This is a genomic window from Shewanella sp. KX20019 (assembly GCF_016757755.1).
Lineage (GTDB): Bacteria > Pseudomonadota > Gammaproteobacteria > Enterobacterales > Shewanellaceae > Shewanella.
Window position 1 is genome coordinate 954,778 of the sequence record NZ_CP068437.1, and the last position, 14,558, is coordinate 969,335.

General features: G+C 42.9%; 14 protein-coding genes. 8 read left to right on the plus strand and 6 right to left on the minus strand.

The window, feature by feature from the left end; translation table 11 throughout:
- The first annotated feature begins 127 nt into the window (after positions 1-127).
- Positions 128-1,495: an L-serine ammonia-lyase gene (locus JK628_RS04145; RefSeq protein ID WP_202288015.1), complete on the plus strand. Its 1,368-nt coding sequence runs from the start codon at positions 128-130 to the stop codon at positions 1,493-1,495.
- 87 nt (positions 1,496-1,582) lie between these two features.
- Here the strand turns inward: JK628_RS04145 and JK628_RS04150 are convergent, their stop codons facing one another.
- A complete protein-coding gene (locus tag JK628_RS04150) occupies positions 1,583-2,026 on the minus strand; it encodes a GNAT family N-acetyltransferase (RefSeq protein ID WP_202288016.1) in 444 nt (147 codons plus the stop codon).
- 144 nt (positions 2,027-2,170) lie between these two features.
- Between JK628_RS04150 and JK628_RS04155 the strand changes: the two genes are divergently transcribed.
- Together JK628_RS04155 and JK628_RS04160 are read left to right on the plus strand one after the other, a co-directional pair.
- Positions 2,171-2,467 carry a hypothetical protein gene (locus tag JK628_RS04155; RefSeq protein ID WP_202288017.1) on the plus strand — a complete coding sequence of 99 codons (297 nt, stop codon included), beginning with the start codon at positions 2,171-2,173 and terminating at the stop codon, positions 2,465-2,467.
- A gap of 169 nt (positions 2,468-2,636) precedes the next feature.
- Positions 2,637-3,935 carry a dicarboxylate/amino acid:cation symporter gene (locus tag JK628_RS04160; protein ID WP_202288018.1) on the plus strand — a complete coding sequence of 433 codons (1,299 nt, stop codon included), beginning with the start codon at positions 2,637-2,639 and terminating at the stop codon, positions 3,933-3,935.
- A 251-nt stretch (positions 3,936-4,186) separates the two neighbouring features.
- Here the strand turns inward: JK628_RS04160 and JK628_RS04165 are convergent, their stop codons facing one another.
- Positions 4,187-4,600 carry an META domain-containing protein gene (locus JK628_RS04165; protein WP_202288019.1) on the minus strand — a complete coding sequence of 138 codons (414 nt, stop codon included), beginning with the start codon at positions 4,598-4,600 and terminating at the stop codon, positions 4,187-4,189.
- Between the two features lie 78 nt (positions 4,601-4,678).
- Here JK628_RS04165 and JK628_RS04170 point away from each other — a divergent pair, with 78 nt between their 5' ends.
- Positions 4,679-4,897 (plus strand): hypothetical protein, encoded by a 219-nt coding sequence (locus tag JK628_RS04170; RefSeq protein WP_237524136.1) that lies wholly within the window; start codon positions 4,679-4,681, stop codon positions 4,895-4,897.
- On the opposite strand, the gene JK628_RS04175 is transcribed toward JK628_RS04170, so the two are convergent.
- Positions 4,891-5,835, minus strand: a complete 945-nt coding sequence (locus JK628_RS04175; RefSeq protein ID WP_202288020.1) for a GGDEF domain-containing protein — start codon at positions 5,833-5,835, stop codon at positions 4,891-4,893. The two genes, JK628_RS04170 and JK628_RS04175, sit on opposite strands and share 7 nt — an antisense overlap.
- Before the next feature lie 514 nt (positions 5,836-6,349).
- On the opposite strand from JK628_RS04175, the gene JK628_RS04180 reads away from it, so the two are divergent.
- The 3 genes from JK628_RS04180 to JK628_RS04190 all read left to right on the plus strand — a co-directional run bounded on the left by JK628_RS04180 (position 6,350) and on the right by JK628_RS04190 (position 8,534).
- Complete coding sequence (locus JK628_RS04180; protein ID WP_443019988.1) at positions 6,350-6,919, plus strand: GNAT family N-acetyltransferase; 570 nt, start codon at positions 6,350-6,352, stop codon at positions 6,917-6,919.
- An 8-nt stretch (positions 6,920-6,927) separates the two neighbouring features.
- Positions 6,928-7,278 (plus strand): hypothetical protein, encoded by a 351-nt coding sequence (locus JK628_RS04185; protein ID WP_202288021.1) that lies wholly within the window; start codon positions 6,928-6,930, stop codon positions 7,276-7,278.
- 560 nt (positions 7,279-7,838) lie between these two features.
- Positions 7,839-8,534: a VC0807 family protein gene (locus JK628_RS04190; RefSeq protein WP_202288022.1), complete on the plus strand. Its 696-nt coding sequence runs from the start codon at positions 7,839-7,841 to the stop codon at positions 8,532-8,534.
- Between the two features lie 418 nt (positions 8,535-8,952).
- Here the strand turns inward: JK628_RS04190 and JK628_RS04195 are convergent, their stop codons facing one another.
- Positions 8,953-11,151, minus strand: a complete 2,199-nt coding sequence (locus JK628_RS04195) for a S41 family peptidase (protein WP_202288023.1) — start codon at positions 11,149-11,151, stop codon at positions 8,953-8,955.
- A gap of 157 nt (positions 11,152-11,308) precedes the next feature.
- Between JK628_RS04195 and JK628_RS04200 the strand changes: the two genes are divergently transcribed.
- The gene (locus tag JK628_RS04200; RefSeq protein WP_202288024.1) at positions 11,309-11,449 is read left to right on the plus strand and encodes a hypothetical protein; all 141 of its coding nucleotides are present in this window, start codon (positions 11,309-11,311) and stop codon (positions 11,447-11,449) included.
- A 535-nt stretch (positions 11,450-11,984) separates the two neighbouring features.
- On the opposite strand, the gene JK628_RS04205 is transcribed toward JK628_RS04200, so the two are convergent.
- Together JK628_RS04205 and metK are read right to left on the minus strand one after the other, a co-directional pair.
- Positions 11,985-12,491 carry a GNAT family N-acetyltransferase gene (locus JK628_RS04205; protein ID WP_237524137.1) on the minus strand — a complete coding sequence of 169 codons (507 nt, stop codon included), beginning with the start codon at positions 12,489-12,491 and terminating at the stop codon, positions 11,985-11,987.
- Positions 12,492-12,936: 445 nt separating this feature from the next.
- Positions 12,937-14,091, minus strand: a complete 1,155-nt coding sequence (metK, locus tag JK628_RS04210; protein ID WP_202288025.1) for a methionine adenosyltransferase — start codon at positions 14,089-14,091, stop codon at positions 12,937-12,939.
- Positions 14,092-14,558 lie beyond the last annotated feature (467 nt).

Consider the following 14,558-nt stretch of genomic DNA (forward strand, 5'->3'; position numbering starts at 1 on the left):
ACTATTCGGGTGTTTATCGCTGTATTTCACGGCATTAACACCCGAGCTTTTGGTTACAACGTTGCATCAATGTTTGACCCAGGGTTAAAAGATCTTTTAACCCTTCCTCCTTTCCCGAGGTAATTCTATGTTTAGCGCATTTGATATTTTTAAGATAGGTGTGGGCCCGTCGAGCTCTCACACTGTCGGGCCGATGAAGGCCGCCAAAGAGTTTATCGATGATTTACATGAAGCTGCTCAGTTCGATAAAGTGACGCGCTTGAGTGTTGAAATTTTTGGCTCTTTGTCACTTACCGGCAAAGGCCACCATACAGATATCGCCATCATTATGGGCTTAGGTGGTAATACACCTGAGAAAGTAGATATCGATGGGATCGCGCATTTTATTGCTCAAGTAGAACAGACTGAGAAATTGCCGATGGGCAAGGAGCAACGTTTAGTCGACTTTGGTCATGATGCGGTTGTTTTTCATAACTATGCTCTGCCGATGCACGAAAACGGTATGATGCTGCATGCGTACGCTGGTGATGAAAAAGTCATGAGTAATACCTATTACTCGATAGGTGGCGGCTTTATCGTTGAGGAAGCGCAGTTTGGTAAGGAAGTACAAAACCCAATTGCCGTGCCATATCCGTACAACTACGCCGATGAATTACTAGCTATCTGTGAAGATACGGGCATGAGCATCAGTACCATTATGTTCAAAAATGAACTGGCATTTAATAGTGAAGCTGATATCTATCAAGGCTTTGCTGATGTATGGCAAACCATGCATGCGGCAATTGAAAAAGGCTGTCAGACGGAAGGGGTGTTGTCTGGACCACTGCGGGTTCCCCGTCGCGCTCCTGCGCTGCACCGTCAATTATTGACAGGCGAACGTCTATCGCAAGATCCAATGGAGATTGTTGACTGGATTAATGTGTTTGCCATGGCTGTCAGCGAAGAGAATGCGGCTGGTGGCCGAGTAGTAACATCGCCAACCAATGGCGCAGCGGGCATCATTCCTGCAGTGTTAGCTTACTATGATAAGTTTATTAAACCTGTCGGTCCGCAAGAATACACGCGCTTCTTTTTAGCCGCGGCCGCGATCGGTTCTTTGTATAAGCGTAACGCTTCAATTTCTGGTGCTGAAGTCGGTTGTCAGGGCGAAGTCGGCGTGGCTTGCTCTATGGCTGCGGCGGGTCTGGCTGAGATTATGGGCGGTAATGCTGCACAAGTATGTATGGCGGCAGAGATCGGTATGGAGCATAACTTAGGGCTGACCTGCGATCCAGTTGCAGGCCAGGTGCAAGTACCCTGTATTGAACGTAATGCGATTGCTGCGGTAAAAGCGATTAACTCTTCACGGATGGCGATGCGTCGAAACTGCCAGCCAAAAGTGAGCCTAGATAAAGTGATCGCGACTATGTATGAAACAGGCAAAGATATGCATGTTAAGTACCGCGAAACTAGCCAGGGTGGATTAGCAATTAAAGTCACCAGCATTTGTGGTTAATCGCCTTAGGCGACTATCGTGATAAAAAAGATAAGCAAAAGGCCATCAAATGATGGCCTTTTTTAATGGTAATGATTGATTATCAGGCTATTTTTCTTCGTACATCAGGTAATAGCTTTGTTCCATCCCTAAGGCACTGTAAGTCTGTTGTGCTTTAGTATTTTCTTGCTCAACATAGAGTCTAAAGCTGGCAGCACCGCCATTTCTAGCGGCAATATCTTTAACTTCTTGATAGAGCTTATTATAGATCCCTTGGCGTCTATTCTCTGGGCGAATATAGACACTTTGGATCCAGTAATAGTCTTTTGCCCGCCAGTCACTCCACTCAAATGTCACCATTAATGAGCCAGCTATTTCACCATTGACTTCGGCGACCAGATAAAAGCCTTTCTCTGGCGAGGTGAGCAGGGTATTAACGCCCTTGGTTAGTACATCAGTGTCGAGCGCAAGGTCTTCTGTTTCTAGTGCCATCGCTTGATTGAAGTTTATTAGCGCCTGTAAATCGGTAACTTGGCCTTTACGAATGTTCATCTTTTATCCCTATTTTTTTGCGGTCACTTTAACATGGGAGGTGATTTAAATACGGCAATTTTTTGATTTTATCGATAGATTAATATTCGACTAAAGTCTAACTCTGCTACACTTTTTTTAGAGTTGAAAAAAGTTGAGGTTACGATGGATAACACTCCCCGTTCCCATGATGAACAGTGTCATATTGAATGCGAGCAACCGCTTAAGAGCTTTAAACCTATCAATCACCCGCGTCACTTTTTGGCGACACTAATGACCTTTGGCGCATGGGGATTAGTTTGGTGGTGGCTTATTCTACGCGCAGAGGGAAAGCATAAGCAGTTTTTCAGTGGCTTTGATGACGCCTATTGGAGTTACTTGATGGAACGAGAGCAGCCGCCAGCCGCACTGCACAAGATGCGCTTTTCTAAAAATGAGAAAAACTCAAAATTTGAGGCCTAAAATTACGGATCCTTTACTGGCCTAGCCATTATTGTTGTGACTAATCTATCGAAGGGCGCAGCGTGATACAGATCATCCCTACCATTTAATGGCTATGCTAAACTGCCGCGTTATTTTTCAAGCATGTATTTGCTTGTGTCTTCCTCTTCCAATGTCGCAAGGTTTAATTATGTCAAAACAACAAACTTCACTTTTTGGCAAAGTGTGGTCACGCTGGATGTCGGTGCCATTATGGCTACAGATCATGATTGGTATGCTGTTGGGGATCTTAACCGGCGTCGGTTTTGGTGAACAAGCGACGGTATTGAAGCCAATTGGAACCCTGTTTGTTAATACCATTAAGATGCTTATTGTACCGCTAGTATTTTGCTCGTTGATTGTCGGTGTCACGTCTATGCAAGATACGGCTAAAATGGGCCGTATTGGTTTTAAGTCATTTGCCTTCTATTTAGGTACCACTTCGATTGCGATCACTGTCGGTCTCGCAGTGGGTCACTTTTTGCAGCCAGGTAAAGGTCTAAATATGGTTGCAGAAGCCTCTGATGAGGTGATTAAAGCGGTACCATCGGTGATGGAAACCTTGATTAATATCATACCGACTAACCCGGTTGCAGCACTTGCCAGTGGTCAAATATTACAAGTGATTGTATTTGCGGTTGCACTTGGTGTGGCTCTGGTGCTTATTGGTGATCATGGTAAACCAGCAATAAAAGTATTCGAAAGCCTAGCTGAAGCGATGTACAAACTAACCGACATGGTGATGAGACTAGCACCTTACGGCGTATTTGGACTTATGGCATGGGTTGCTGGCGAATATGGTATTGGCATGTTAATGCCATTGATTAAGGTCATTGTGGCAGTATATATTGGTTGCTTCTTACATATCGTGGGCTTCTACAGCATCGTATTGACTGTTTTTGCCAAACTAAACCCAATACAGTTCTTTAAAGGGATCAGTAATGCCATTGCGGTGGCATTCACCACTTCAAGCTCTGCGGGTACCTTGCCTGCCAGTATGAAGTGCGCCAATGAGTATTTAGGGGTCAATAAGAAGATCTCTAGCTTCGTTTTGCCACTGGGAACCACCATCAATATGGATGGTACCGCGCTTTATCAAGGCGTGACGGCGCTGTTTGTTGCGCAGGCCTTTGGTATTGATCTGAGCTGGGTTGACTATATTACTATTATCCTCACCGCGACCTTAGCCTCTATTGGAACTGCGGGTGTACCTGGAGCTGGATTGGTGATGCTAACACTAGTGTTAACCACTGTTGGTTTGCCGTTAGAGGGCGTTGCATTGATTGCTGGTATTGATCGTGTGCTTGATATGGCTCGCACCGTAGTGAATGTTTCAGGTGATCTAGTGGCGACCACAGTGATCGCCAAATCTGAAGGCGAACTCAACGTAGAGCATTACAATGCGGGCGCAGAAGAGAGCGCTGAAATAGCTGAGAAGTTAAACTCATAATAAATACCCGTTCTATTTCAAAGTGCATGTTTCTGAGCTGCCTGAGCTAAATCGATTTAAGGTGTATTGTTGTAATCATGGGTTACCTTATACGCCACTTCTTTCAAAAGAGTGCAACAAAGAACAGGAGCAGCTCAGGCGCTCCCACTGAAATCACCCATCTTGAGCTAGAACGGGTATATACGGCTAGATACAAATAAATAAACCGCCTATTTAGGCGGTTTATTTATTGCTTAGTGAATCGGTAACGATTACTTTTTACTAAGTATTAATAACGTTTTATCGTCCGCATCTTGCAGCAATAATTTACCTTTCGAGAGTTTACCTTGGCTGATGGCTGGCATCGCTTGCATCACGCGTTGCTCTTGCGCCATTAGGGCATCGACACAGGCTTTCATGGTGTGGCCTGCGGGTTGCAACTGCAGCGATTGGCCCGATAAAACATAACTACCAAAGAAATTATTGCAGCTATTGTTGCCAGTTAACTTACCTTCTGCTTCGAAAGTCAGCTGAGCTGGGCTATAGTCGATAACAGGTTGACCGTTTGCGACCTCAATATGCCAGGTACCTTCAATGGCTAAATCCTCAATTTGGGCTTGCGGAGTTGATTGGCATGCGGATAAACCCAGTAGCAAACTTGCTACGATAAAGGATTGTTTTATCATGTTACGGATCCAAAGTGATTAATATCGATATATTGTGAGTATTCTAGCTCAAAATCAACAGAAATAAGGCGATTGTTAGTGCAAAAAAATGTAATTAATTACCTCAAGATGCTGCATTGGGTCGGATTAAGTATGTTGTTATGCGGTGTTGGGCTGTTTTTCTTTACGGAAATGGCGCAACAAGTAACAGGAATGATGCTTATTGCCTGTCTTGCGGGGCTGGGGATGGTGATGATGTCTCCCTTTCCCATTGCGCTGTTTCTACAATGGGCTAGGGATCAAACACCTGATCAGTAGGGCTTGTTGGCTAACGATTGGCGGCTCAGTTCGAGATCGTCCTCAGCAGCTTGTTGCATTGGCACTAGTGATTGCTGAGCATCCGGGGTAAAAAAGCTTTTACCAACGACGATACTCAACTTTCCGGCCGCTTTAGTGATCTGTTTTCGCAGACGAGCTATTAATGTCGCCAGATTCGATTCGCTGTCGACAAAAGCCAAAATGATGAACTTGTTCTCATCGATTCGTGCAGACATATCAGCTTCTCGTAAACAGTCGGAAATAATGCTTGCTAAAAGGCGCGCTTTTTGTGACTGAGATAGTTGCACGGTTCGCATCAATGGATTGTCGACCATTTCAATGATAATAATCCCAGCATGTGAGCCAAAACGTCGACTTAAACTCAGCTGCCTTGGCGCCATGAGGCCAAAACCATAGGGGTTGAGCATCTGCGTGGTTTCATCCTGAAACGACAAGCGTTGTACTTGCTGCATTAAGTACACTTGCTTAAGTTCGCCTTGCAGTAGAGCGCGAACAGATTCAATCACGGTTAACGAAGCCGATGAAGATTGAGTGGTATTAGGATCACAGATTAAAATACAGCCAAAAACCCGACCATCAGGCCAAGATAGTTGTAAACTCAATACTTGCTCATAGTGTGAGAACTGCTCACCAATATCATTAGGGTTTAATGTACTTGTGCCGTAGCTACTGCTTAAGCTCACGGCATCAATTAGCGGTGAGTTTACCAGTAATAAACCTGTTTTTAGTGGATTATCAGCTTGCCTTTTCCCACAAACTATTTGCGCGTCTTGAGCTGAAAACTGCACGATAAGACTGGTTTTTGAACCATACAAGTCGTTGAGTAGATCGACTTGTTGTTGCCATCTTGGGATGCTTACAGCTGAGTGTTCTTGCTCTCTTAGCCAAATATTTTGATCGATAGGATGAGTTAACATTTTTAAACTCGCTAGTGATTATTTCCGCCTGAAAATGGACATTAAATAATGCATGGGTGACGCGGTACTATACTGCGTTTTTTAGGTTGTTCAAATGTAAATTTGTTAAAGTTGTGAGCTATTTTTGTATAATTCGTGCTCATCGGATCACTCTTGTAGTCTTTGTATATTTTATGTCGATACTGGGCACGGTTTTACTGAGATAAACTAATATACCCATCCTACTGGAAGGTGCTCGTTTCAGAGGCGTTGTGCAAGTTCAATTCTAGGCGCGTTAACGTAGAAATGGTTATTCCCTTTTAAATTAATGCAACAACGAAGTGGGCTTGCACAACGCCTTCGTTGATGGGTTTTAATGGGCTTTACTCTGTGTTATTGATTTTACTAAGGGAACGACCATTAGTGGTAATCAATGCCTTGATTAAAGCCCGTTAAATTCCCACTGAATCCTGCATCTTCAGGTAGGATGGGTATATAATATGGTTATGATTAGTGTTTTTACTCCAAAAATAACATGAAAAACAGTATTAATGTTCGGTTAGCAACTGCAGAAGATGTCCAGTCTCTTGCGGCTTTAGAGCAAAGCCAATTGCAGGATGAACTGTCAATTGAGCAGCGTAATAATAGCTTAGATGGGCAATCATTTAGCGAAACCGATTTAACCTGTCTGGTGACACAACACTGGGTGGTTGTCGCTGAGTTAAATGAGCAAATAATAGGTTATGTTATTGCGGGGCGCTGGTCTTTTTTTAAACAGTGGCCTATCTATCGTAATTTGCTTAATCGCTTATCAAGAATTGAATACGATAAGGCAAGATTGACTGAAAAAAACTGTTGTCAGTACGGGCCTATTTGGGTTACGACAGCATACCGTGGCCAGGGCATCTTTGAAGCGCTGGTTCAGTCCATCAGAAAAGCCGTTGCGAAAGAGTTGCCTTATATGCTGACTTTTATAGCTGAAGATAATGCCGGCTCATTCGCAGCCCATACTCGTAAAGGTGGAATGCAAGTGGTCGACTTTATTAGTTTTGATGAGCGCGACTACTACTTACTTGTATTACCGACTACCGACTCTTTTTTCTAAGGATTATTATGTTGTCTGAATCTGTCGCCACTATTTTCTCACCGTATCTGTCACTAAACTTGTCTGGGTTTGATAACCTTAAATTGGTTGTCGCGGTATTGACTGAAAAGGGCGAAGAGTGCCACGCTTTAATAGCGGATATCATGGTTGATGAAAAGCAGGAAAGCAGTTATCTAGTGCGTTGGCATAAGCACTTTATCTATTGTGGTCGCACTAACTCTTACGGCAATAAGATCGATGAAGTGGGCGACTTGGGTACGATTAATCCTGAATCTATAGAGGTACTGCAACCACCAGTGTTATCGATGCAACAAGTTGAGTTTATGTGCATGGAGAATGCACATTTTGACCATTGTTAGAGGTGTTTTTGGACTGAAAACGTTTTAGCTTTTTTAAGCTACCAAGCAGCGCTTGACCTCTAAGTTAGACTGCGTCTAACAACTAACGTCGTGGCACTGCGGCCACTTCACAGCATCAAGCTGCGCTTGACCAAGGTCGTGCAGCTTCGTCCATTCTTGTAATCAAGAGTCGAGCCAAGGGGCAAAGCGCTTGCGCCCGCTCTTGACTTCATGAGAGTCAAACTCTCAGCGCCCCGGCGAAATTTCCAACGTATTTCGGCAACTCCTATGGGGAATTGGCATTGTTTGTGAGCCTCGCTATTGGTTTGATTTGTTCAAGTAATTGCTATTTAGTACCGAAGTTCTAGAAAGTTTAAGCTGAGCTTCATTTATTTGCGTTACAGTCACCAGTTAGCTCTGTCTCAACAATGTTTGATGAAGAGTGACACTTGATGCAGAACAAGGTATTTCTACGCCGCTATAGGTTAGTGAGTATCGATACTGGCATCATAAAAGTTGCAGTAATGGTTTTTATCTTTAAATTTTTTCGAAGCTTACATACTTCGCCTGGAAAACAACATATGAGTAGTACATCGACACATAAACCTCGGCCTTTGGTTGACCTGATAGTGAGCATTGCCATACCCGCTTTTATTCTAATGAAGCTAAGTGGTGAAGATCAGTTAGGGGCGAGTGGTGGATTAATGTTGGCGTTAAGCTTTCCATTGGGTTGGGGCATATTTGAGCTGATAAAGTATAAGAAGTTTAATTTTATCGCCTTGCTTGGGTTAGCCAATGTGCTGTTGACCGGTGGAATTGGTTTATTAGCACTTGACCTTAAGTGGCTGGCAATCAAAGAGGCCGCCATTCCAGCGGCTATCGGTATTGCCGTCATTATTTCGACCTTTACTTCTAAACCATTAATTAAAGCCATTATATTTAATCCTGCAGTGATGGATGTTGATAAGATCATTAAGCGACTGCAGCAGAACAATTGTGTGGCTGCATTTGAACAACGATTAATGAAGGCCACCTATTTGGTTGCGGGTTCGTTCGCGTTCTCCGCCATTATGAATTATGTACTGGCTAAATGGATCGTCACTAGCCCAACAGGCACCTCTGAATTTAATGAGCAGTTAGGGCAGTTGACCTTATACAGTTATCCGATGATAGCCTTGCCATCTATGTTGATGATGATGGGAACATTTTATTATTTATGGCGAACTATCCATGATTTAACGGGGCTTAAGCTGGAAGAGGTTTTGGCAAATCAGTAATGGTTGTGTCAGGTTGCGTCTGACTTACGCTTTACAGCGCTAGGTAATCAAACTTCGTTTGATAAAAGGTCGTGACCTTGTCACTTATCAGGCGATGCCTGCTTTCTAAAGTTAGACTGCGTTTAACAATTAACAATTAACAATTAACAATTAACGTCGCGGCGCTTCGCCCATTCTTGTAATCAAGAGTCGAGTCAAGGGGCGAAGCGCTTGTCCCCGCTCTTGGTTATAAAGTGCCTAACCCTCAGCGCCCCAGACGAAGTTGTGATCCTTCAGTTATTTTCGACAATCGCTACCGCCTCATATTCGCCATCCATGGCTCACCTAAGGCTATCTCAGCATCCATGCCTCGCTCACGCGATTGACTTTAATAACTTCGGCAACTTTATTTTGCCCCCAATTATACCTAAATCATCTTTTACATTTTCATTAGCTTTAAGGCCGCTTCAATAAGTTCATCACGTCCAGATTTTATGCTTGCAACTGTTGGGGAGACCTTTATATCTGGAACAATTCCTATTCTTTGAGTTTCGGAGCCATCTGGGTAATAGACGCCCAGCCCTGATATTCCTGTTTTGATGCCGCCCGGTAGATAAAATATAGATACATCTCCGTCAGCGCCAGCTGTAGTGCTGCCTATAACAGTTGCATTTCCGCCAGCCCTTAAAGCCATGGCGGTGAATTCGGCTTGGCTTAGGGTATTTTCATTGACAAGTATGACGACTTTGCCACGATAGTAGTTGTCGTTTCCTGCGGTGTTTACTGCAGGCATCAAATTAAACTCACCAGGGTTATTAAGATTCAGAGTTGAAAACATTACCCAAGGAGTGGCTTCTTTGGTAAAAAGTTCAGCCAATTGATAAGTTACAAATGTGTTGGGGTAATTTCTAAGATCAACGATTATGCCTTTGGTGTCCTGCATTTCTTGTTCAATCCTCTTTATATCGGATTTTTTAATACTGATTAGATTTACGTAACCGATATTGTTATCCCATTTCTCTATACTAGGGACGCTGCTTTTAGCATTATAATAAGCCTTCATGTTGAGCTCTTTCCATGTATATAATGAAAGCAGTTTGGTCGACTCCTTGCCGTTTGAAACGTAGCTTATTTTTATTGATTTATTGTTAGATCGAAGTAGCTTCTTACTAATATCGAAAAGCTGTCTTGAATAATTGGAGGCTGGTGTATAAGGTAGTTGCTGATTGACAACATCTGCAATCATTACATCTTCGATTTCAGTTATCTCATCGCCAATCCTAAGTCCTGTTTCTTGTTGTAAATCTGGATTAAAAAATTCAGTCACAATTAACTTATTTTCAATGAAATTCACTGCTACTGGCGGGCGATACTGTCCTCTCCAGTTGTATAACGCATTATGACCACCTCTGATATTTGCGTGAGTATCTTGAACCTCAGCAATTAATTTCAATACTGCAATTTCATATTCAAGTTCATTGTTTGCATTAATAAATGAAGGAATGTGTTTTCTCATGACGCCGCGCCAATCATTATCAATTAGGTGCTTATTTGGGAAATAATAGTGGATTATATTCCAGTACCGGTAAACAGAGAGGAGTCTAAATCCATCGTCAGGATAAGGGAGGTTGGCATAGCTTTTTTCATGATTAAAAATAGGGTTGCCGACTTCTTTGGCTACTTCTATATAATAGTGGGTTCCTTGGTGGCGATTTTCGTAAATGAACAGCAATTGCTGTTTGAGCTTTACCGATAGCTTGAGCGTATTCATCCATTCAAGATCTGGCTTTAGGAAAGCATCGCTTGCTGTGGGAGTACACTGTTGACATAGCTCTACGTTGCCTAGCCCTTCAATCCATTTAAATAGTGTAAGGTCTCGCTCGCTAGAGGTGACAACTTTTTGGTAGTTAGGTAAAAACCTCAAAAGTTCATAGTCCCAGTTGTAGTTACCCTTCGCTACTCCTGGGTGGTGGTACTTAATAAATCCCCAAACTTTACCTAATATTTCAAGGTTCTCTAACTCTTGGTTAGACTTAATTCCAACCTCGATATCTGAGCCATTATCAAACTCTCTATCTTTGTCTGCGCTTTTGAACGCTTTTAAGGGGGCTGCATCAATCGATATGCCATCTATTGATAAGTGTAAATTATCAACCCAAACTTTACCTGTTCCTGTTAAATAGGCTGAAACAGTTATCTCTTCAGCTTGTTGGGGCTTTAGATCCAAATTGATCTCATACTTTTTCCAATCTGTTGTACCGGTAATCTCTCGGCCTTGCATTGCATCAAAAGCTATTGATGGCGATACGCTCATAGCAAAGCCAGCATTACCATTTTTTACACCTTCAGTTTTGATGTAACCACTTAATACTATTTTTTCGCCTTGGTAACTTGCCGGCAGCCTAAGCTGCCAGTTTTGACTTCGTGGCTTGTCGGATAAGTTCTTTATGTATAGTGAGTAGCTGCCACTATTAAAGATCAATGTGTCAGTGCTAGAGCTACTTTTATCAACGTTATAGGATTTCCATAAAGTGGGAGCATTATCCTTTTGCTGTTCAAAATCAAGATTAAAACTGTCGCAGTGGACATAGTCGCTAAGTAATAAGCTTGCAAATAGCATAGTGGAAACTAGTTTCATTTTTTATAAGATCCAAATCAAAAAGTTATTGTTATCAACATTGGAGTGTATTTGCTAGCAGTGCTGCAGCGATATGAAATAATGTACAGTTGTGTTGATTTTCTTCGCTGGGAAACAATACATAGACACAGTTAATGACACTCTTTTGGATCTAGTTATGTTATTGACTATCAATGGCTGGCTAGGTTGGATGTTTCATGCCTTAGAGGCCGAGTTAACCGTAACGGGTAAGTTAGAAACAAGTTATCTTGTGTGTTGGGGAAAACATTTCAAAATGTGGGCTCAGGGTAAAATTTAATAATTAATAACTCTGGTGCTAGACGATTGTGCTTTTCTAACCAAGTGAAGATGCGGCAATAACCGACCATGACAAGGATGTCATGGTCGAGCTTCCACGGATATTCTATCCAACACTTACCGCAGGCATTGGAACCAATGCTGCAGGAAGTTACCTTCTATCTAGTAGATAGAGCTTGATACCGTTTTTTGTTGAGCGCAGCGCAGCATTTATCTTGGTCGTATGGTCGCAGCTATCAACAGTTAGAAGGTGTTAACAGTGCAAACTCCCTGCATTAGGCTTATTGATGAAATTTTTAAAATTAGATAAACCTCCCACCAGTGAGCATCAGAATTTACATTTAAGTCGCCAAATTTGCAGACAGCAATCTCCCCCGTTGGAAATTTCGCTTTTTAAATTTCGCCGGGGCGCTGAGGGTTTGTTAAGGGGGACAAGCGCTTTACCCCTTGGCTCTGGTGTGGGCGAAGCACCACGACTTTAGTTGTTAGACGAAGTCTAACTGTTAATCTTCAAAGGCCATAAGGCCTCATTCCCACTAAGCTGTGGGATTAAACCCCATTAACACCAGCTCATCGCCATCCCTCTGATACTTCAAAAACAACTGCGCAATATCATTCGGCGCTGATGACACAGCGCAAAACCCATGTTGCGCATAAAAGCTCTCCAAATGCGCCAAGGCAAAAATATAAGTTTTTCCATCTGAAATTACTGATGCCAACTCTCGCATTAAGCGGTGCCCAACACCTTGGCCACGAAAATTTGGATGCACCAACATCCCAGTTAAAATGGATAACTGGCCAATAGGCCGGATACGGGCACTGGCAACTATCTCAAAGGCAATAGGTTTAGAATGAGTTATATCAGAGGAAGTTATTTCAACGCTATTAGCCGAAGCTGAATCGGCTCGAGTCAACACGCAGACTAACTCTTTCTGCAACAAGCGTGCATAAGGCATATATTGACGGTAGAACTGCTTTACCTCAATACGATCATCAGTCGCCAACCAAGTTAATTGCACTTTTGTATTAATTGCTGCTGTCATAAACAAAAAGGTTGTGAGTCAATTTATGAAAGTTAAATTGTCGCACTAAAGCAGACTTCATACTACCTATGGCATACAGGCATAGCTAACTCTTGTTCATTAATTACTTTGGTGCCTGAGGTAGTGTTTTCTAATTTAGCGTAGATACGGCTGTGACCGTCCATGACATGGACGTCATGGCCGAGCCTCCAGGGATGGACTTGCAGCGTGTCACTGAAGTATCTACGCATACGCCGACCGCAGGTCATCGGAACCACTATTGATAAAAAGAGCACTTGGTTTCATATACCTAGTCAAGCTAGAAATCGTGCATTTCTTAATGCTTGCAGCAGATACAACGAAGATTTTTTACCCTCCATGGTAAATCTTCAGAAATGTTCCAGGCATAAAAAAACCGCCCTTAGGCGGTTTTAATTGCGAGCTTTGCCGATTTAATCGGTAAAGCTTAAAGACCTGCGTCAGCGCGTAGTGCTTCTGCTTTGTCAGTTGCTTCCCAAGGAAACTCTTCACGACCAAAGTGACCATATGCAGCTGTCGCTTGGTAGATTGGACGAGCTAGGTTTAACATCTCTGTTAGACCGTATGGACGTAGGTCGAAGTGACGACGAACTAGGTCAATCAATAACTCTTCAGCTACTTTAGCAGTGCCAAATGTTTCGATGCTGATAGATGTTGGCTCTGCAACACCAATGGCGTAAGACACTTGAATCTCACAACGTTCAGCAAGACCCGCTGCAACAATGTTCTTTGCAACGTAACGGGCAGCGTATGCCGCACTACGGTCAACTTTTGATGGGTCTTTACCAGAGAAAGCACCACCACCATGACGCGCCATGCCGCCGTAGGTATCTACGATGATCTTACGACCGGTTAGACCACAATCACCTACTGGACCACCGATAACAAAACGGCCTGTTGGATTGATGAAGTACTTAGTGTCTTTAGATAACCACTTAGCCGGCAATACAGGCTTGATGATGGTTTCCATAACACCTTCGATCAGGTCCGCTTGGCTTACGCTGTCGCAATGCTGGGTCGAAAGTACAACTGCGTCGATACCATGGATGCTGCCGTCTTTGTTATAGGCAAAAGTCACTTGGCTTTTTGCATCAGGACGCAACCAAGGAAGTGTCTTGTCTTTACGAACTTCAGACTGACGCTTCACTAACTTGTGTGAATACGTAATCGGTGCAGGCATAAGTACATCGGTTTCGTTGTTGGCATAACCAAACATTAGGCCTTGGTCACCAGCACCTTGCTCTTTAGGGTCTGCACGGTCAACACCTTGGTTGATGTCTGGAGATTGTTTACCAATGACATTTAAGATAGCGCAAGAATCAGCGTCAAAGCCCATATCAGAATGGGTGTAACCAATGTCGCGTACAGTCTTACGGGTGATCTCTTCGATATCAACCCAAGCTGAAGTAGTTACTTCACCGCCAACCATAACCATGCCAGTTTTGACATAAGTTTCGCATGCTACGCGTGCTTTTGGATCTTGCTCCAAAATTGCGTCTAATACCGCATCAGAAATCTGATCGGCGATTTTATCTGGATGACCTTCTGAGACAGACTCAGAGGTGAACAAGTGCTTTGCCATGATGGGGAATCTCGTCTTTATACAATTTGAATGTGTAGAAGTATCTACATCTAGACGGCTATCTTAGTTGAAAACAGAAAAGAAGACACCCCTTTCACTTAATTTTGTGCAGTGATCCACGCTATTAAATCCTTATAAATATCATGGGTAATCATCCGGTTTCTATATAAGCGACTGTTATTGAAGTTTTTTATTGGTTGGTGTCGATATTTATTCCAATAAAAAAATGATCAATGCTGAGCTTGTATTGCTTGGCCAAGAGAGGAATATTTTATTTTACTTAAGATTTAATGGGCTAAAGCGCGGTTAAGGTGTTGTTAAATATAGTTAGGCTACCTGCTGAATCAGCTAATAAGTGCCGATATTTTTCAATCAGGGCGAATTAAATTTGCGTCCTACAGCCTAGTAGGCGAAAATATGGCTCCAAATTTTGCTGTAGTGCAGGGTAAAGCAGATACCAAAGTTGC